Source organism: Arthrobacter sp. 2YAF22_2, from assembly GCF_052114645.1.
GTDB lineage: Bacteria > Actinomycetota > Actinomycetes > Actinomycetales > Micrococcaceae > Arthrobacter.
In genome coordinates this window covers 1-4,470 of record NZ_JBFRFD010000314.1, presented here as the reverse complement: position 1 = coordinate 4,470, position 4,470 = coordinate 1, and the positions used below count along the sequence as shown (strand labels likewise).

At 68.9% G+C, this 4,470-nt stretch carries 5 protein-coding genes; 2 read left to right on the top strand and 3 right to left on the bottom strand.

Features of this window, described 5'->3' with window-relative positions; genetic code table 11:
* Both AB4Y86_RS12990 and AB4Y86_RS12985 read left to right on the top strand, forming a co-directional pair.
* A partial coding sequence (locus AB4Y86_RS12990; protein WP_441402633.1) for a TrkH family potassium uptake protein occupies positions 1–1,079 on the top strand: 1,079 nt, incomplete at its 5' end.
* A gap of 40 nt (positions 1,080–1,119) precedes the next feature.
* Positions 1,120–1,758 carry a potassium channel family protein gene (locus AB4Y86_RS12985; protein WP_441402634.1) on the top strand — a complete coding sequence of 213 codons (639 nt, stop codon included), beginning with the start codon at positions 1,120–1,122 and terminating at the stop codon, positions 1,756–1,758.
* A 45-nt stretch (positions 1,759–1,803) separates the two neighbouring features.
* Here the strand turns inward: AB4Y86_RS12985 and AB4Y86_RS12980 are convergent, their stop codons facing one another.
* From AB4Y86_RS12980 to AB4Y86_RS12970, 3 genes are all read right to left on the bottom strand, one after another.
* Positions 1,804–3,381: an FAD-dependent oxidoreductase gene (locus AB4Y86_RS12980; protein WP_441402632.1), complete on the bottom strand. Its 1,578-nt coding sequence runs from the start codon at positions 3,379–3,381 to the stop codon at positions 1,804–1,806.
* Between the two features lie 78 nt (positions 3,382–3,459).
* Positions 3,460–4,044 carry an HhH-GPD-type base excision DNA repair protein gene (locus AB4Y86_RS12975; protein WP_441402631.1) on the bottom strand — a complete coding sequence of 195 codons (585 nt, stop codon included), beginning with the start codon at positions 4,042–4,044 and terminating at the stop codon, positions 3,460–3,462.
* Positions 4,045–4,099: 55 nt separating this feature from the next.
* On the bottom strand, positions 4,100–4,470 hold a 371-nt coding region (locus AB4Y86_RS12970), incomplete at its 5' end, for a pyrroline-5-carboxylate reductase family protein (protein WP_441402630.1).

The following is a 4,470-nucleotide window of genomic DNA, read 5'->3' as shown; positions in this document are numbered from 1 at the left end:
CCCTGACCCTGGCATCGCTGCTGGCCCTGATGGTCAGCAAGAAACTTGGTGTCCGCGGCAAGCTGATCGCCCAGGAGGCCATGAACAACGCCGGCCGCCTCGGCGAGGTAGGCGCCCTGCTGCGGATCGTCATCGTCACGTCCGTGGTGATCGAGACCGTCCTGGCCGTTGCCCTGATTCCGAGGTTCCTGGCGCTGGGTGAAAGCCTGGGCCAGGCCGTCTGGCACGGCGTGTTCTACGCGATCTCCGCCTTCAACAATGCCGGGTTCACGCCCCACTCGGACGGCATCGTCCCGTACGAGACAGACCTGTGGATCCTTGTTCCCCTCATGGTCGGCGTCTTCCTGGGCAGCCTCGGCTTTCCGGTTGTCATGGTTCTGCTGCAAAACGGCCTGAGCTGGAAGAAATGGAACCTGCACACCAAGCTGACCATCCAGGTCTCGCTGATCCTGCTCGCCGCCGGCGCCGTCCTCTGGGGGCTGATGGAGTGGGACAACGTGCGCACCATCGGCGGCATGGACGTGGGCGACAAGGTGACGCACTCGATCTTTGCCTCCGTGATGACCCGCTCGGGCGGCTTCAACCTGGTGGACCAGAACCACATGGATTCCACCACCATGCTGCTGTCCGACGCGCTCATGTTCGCCGGCGGCGGTTCCGCGTCGACCGCCGGCGGTATCAAGGTCACGACCATCGCGGTGATGTTCCTGGCCATCGTCGCCGAGGCCCGCGGCGACGCGGACGTCAAGATCTACGGCCGGACCATCCCGGAGGGCGCCATGCGGGTGGCCATCTCGGTGATCGTCGCCGGAGCCACCCTGGTGGCCGTTTCCGCCCTGTTGCTGCTGCAGATCAGCGGCGCCTCGCTGGACCGGGTGCTCTTCGAAACGATTTCCGCGTTCGCCACCGTGGGACTGAGCACCAACCTCAGCGCCGAACTGCCGCCCGCCGGCGTCTACGTTCTCACGGCGCTGATGTTCGCGGGCCGCGTCGGCACCGTCACCCTCGCCGCTGGACTGGCCCTGCGCCAGCGCAGCCAGTTGTACCACTACCCGGAAGAGAGACCGATCATTGGCTAGTTCCCCAGGCGCCGTTAACCGCCCCGCCCACAACGCGCCCGTGCTGGTGATCGGGCTGGGCCGCTTCGGCGCGTCCACCGCCGAACAGCTGGTCAAGCAGGGCCGCGAGGTGCTGGCCATCGAACGGGACCGGGGCCTCGTGCAGAAGTGGGCGAGCGTGCTGACCCACGTGGTGGAGGCCGACGCCACCAACATCGACGCGCTGCGCCAGCTTGGCGCCCAGGAGTTCAGCTCCGCCGTCGTCGGCGTCGGCACCTCGATCGAGTCCTCGGTGCTGATCACTGTCAACCTCGTGGACCTCGGCATCGAACATCTCTGGGTCAAGGCGATCACGCCCTCGCACGGCAAGATCCTGACCCGGATCGGCGCCAACCACGTCATCTACCCGGAGGCTGACGCCGGCGTGCGCGCCGCGCACCTCGTGTCCGGCCGGATGCTGGACTTCATCGAGTTCGACGACGACTTCGCGATCGTGAAGATGTACCCGCCGCGGGAAACCGTGGGTTTCACCCTGGACGAATCCAAGGTCCGCTCGAAGTACGGGGTGACGATCGTCGGCGTGAAGTCCCCGGGCGAGGACTTCACCTACGCGCGGCCCGAGACCAAGGTCTCCGCCCGGGACATGCTCATAGTTTCCGGCCACGTGGACCTGCTGGAACGGTTCGCCGCCCGGCCGTAGCACCGCCGCTGCACCGTCGTAGCACCGCCGTCGCGCCCAGGGAAGCTAGGCGTCCCCGCCGGCGGCAGCGGGACCGTCCAGGGCCGGGCTGGGAGCCAGGTTGCGCGTGGCCGGCCCCTGGATGACGGTGCCTTCAGTGCTGAACCGCGAGCCGTGGCAAGGGCAGTCCCAGGTGATGTCTGTCGGGTTGAACTCCACGGTGCAGCCAAGGTGCGTACAGACGGCCGAGACCGCGTGCACCTCCCCCGCGGGGCTCACGTACACGGCCGTTTCGGCCCCTTCCACATCCACCACCCTGCCCTCGCCGGGAACGACATGGCCCAGGTCCACCTCCCGCGGGGCAGCGTGTCCCGGAGAGACGGCGGCCGGAGAGATAGCCGGGGCAGYGCCGTCAGCGCCCGGCACCCTCTCCGCCGGACGCGCCGCCTCCGCCGGCGTTCCGCCTCCGCTCCGGGTGCTGTCAAACACCGCGGCCCACGGGTTGTCCCGGCCGCACAGCGTGTCCCGGAGGATTAAGGCTGCGGCGGTGCCGTTGGTGAGGCCCCATTTTCGCAGGCCGGTGATGACGTGGAGATGCCGGGATTCGGGCGCCATGCGGCCCACGTACGGCAGCCCGTCGGCAGGCATGGCGTCCTGGGTGGACCAGCGGTAGTCGATCTCACCGGCGCCCAGGCGGTCGCGGGCGAAAGCCGCGAGCCGCCCGTACCGTTCGGCGGAATCAACGCTCTCGGTGGCCCGGTGCCCTTCCCCGCCGACCAGCACGTACCCGCCGCTCTCGACGTCGGCGGTCAGGATGGAGCGCATCGGTTCGTCAACGCTGATAAAGGTTGCGTCCAGCGCCGGAACCGAGCTCCGGGCGGCGACGACATACGAGCGGTGCGGGTAGCATCGGCCGGCGAACCGTCCGTTGTCCCCGAACGGTAGGTTTGTCGCCACGATGACTTCCTTCGCCCGGACTGATCCCCGTTCCGTGGCCACCACTGCCGGAGAGCCGTCCCGCACACCCGTGGCGGGCGACTCCTCAAAGACGAAGCTGCCATCCCCGTCCACGGCCCGGGCCAGGCCCTGCACGTACCTGAGCGCGTGGATCTGGGCCTGGCCGTCGAACCGGACGGCACCCCTGACCGCGAAGGGCAGCGGGACTTCTGTGGTGAAAATTGCCGGCAGCCCCAGCCGCCCGGCCAGCACCGCTTCTTCCCGGACCAGCGCAAGCGCGGACTCAGACTCGGCATAGGTGTAGTTGGCCACCCGCCGGAACCCGCAGTCGATCCCCTCCGCCGCCACGACGCCCGCCACGTGTTCAATTGCTGCCTCGTTGGCCTGCCCGTAGGTGCGGGCGGCGTCGGCGCCGTGGCGGGCGACAAGGCCGGAGTAGGCGAGCCGATGCAGTGAGGTGACCTTGCCCGTGGTGCTCCCGGTGACGCCGGTGCCCACCCGCGCCGCCTCCAGCACGGCCACCGTCTGGCCCGCCCGCTTCAGGGCCAGCGCGGCGGTCAGTCCCGCGATRCCACCGCCAATCACGGCCACATCCACGTCCAGCGGCGCGTCGAGGGACGCATAAGTGGCCGTTCCGCCGGTGGCAGCCCAGAGGGAAAGGAATCGTCCTGCCGGCTGTTCAAACACGGTCCCGACCTCCACGCGCTAGGTTCCTCCGCCGTCGGGCGCGTTCCTTCCGGCGTCGCTGGCTCAACGACCGCAGAATCAGGGCCCGGCGGTCTTCCCGGCCTTCGCGGCGGCCTTGGCTGCCTGCTTGCTGGCCCGCACCTTGCCCAGCGACTCCGGATCCACAATGTCGGCGACGGACAGGAAGGCGTTCTCTTGGCCGTAGTGGCCCGCGGCGTCGCGCCAGCCTTCGGCCCGGAGCCCACACTGCTTTCCCAACAGCGCCAGGAAGATCTTGGCCTTTTGTTCGCCGAATCCCGGCAACGCCTTGAGCCGCCGCAGCACCTCCTGGCCGTCGGGCTCCCCCTGCGTCCAGATGGCGGTGGCGTCGCCGTTCCAGTCACTGTGCACCGTCTCGGCGAGGGCCTGGACACGGCCGGCCATGGACCCGGGGAACCGATGGACGGCGGGGCGTTCTTTGAACATCTCGACGAACCCTTGCGGATCGTAGCCGGCGATCGCGGCCGGGTCCATGGACCCCATCCGCGTCCGGATCTTTTCGGGACCCGCAAAGGCCGATTCCATCGTCACCTGCTGGTCGAGTAACATGCCCGTGAGCAGGGCAAACGCGTCGTCGCTGAGTAGTTTGTCGGCCGCGGGATCCCCGGTGATGTGCAGTTCCATGGGACCTATCCTGCCACCCGGTCCGGCCTTCGTCATGGGTGCGGCTGCCTCGCGGCTAGCCCAGCTGTTTGGTGATCTCCGCGGCCCGCTCGGCTACGGCCCGGACGCCGGCGCTGATGATCGCGGGGAGGCCGCGCTCATTGAAGGTCGCGATGGCCCGTTCGGTGGTGCCGTTCGGGCTCGTCACTGCCGTGCGCAACGCGGTGGGATCGGCGCCCGGTTCGGCGAGCATCATCCCGGCACCGGCCACGGTTTCGCGGGCCAGCAGCAGCGAGAGCTCGGCGTCGAGGCCCAGTTCGACGCCGGCTGCCGCCATCGCCTCCGCCAGGTAGAAGGCGTAAGCCGGCCCCGAGCCGCTGATCGCCGACAGCGCGTCCACCTGCTCCTCGGGAATCTCCACGACGGTGCCGACGGCAGCGAGGATGT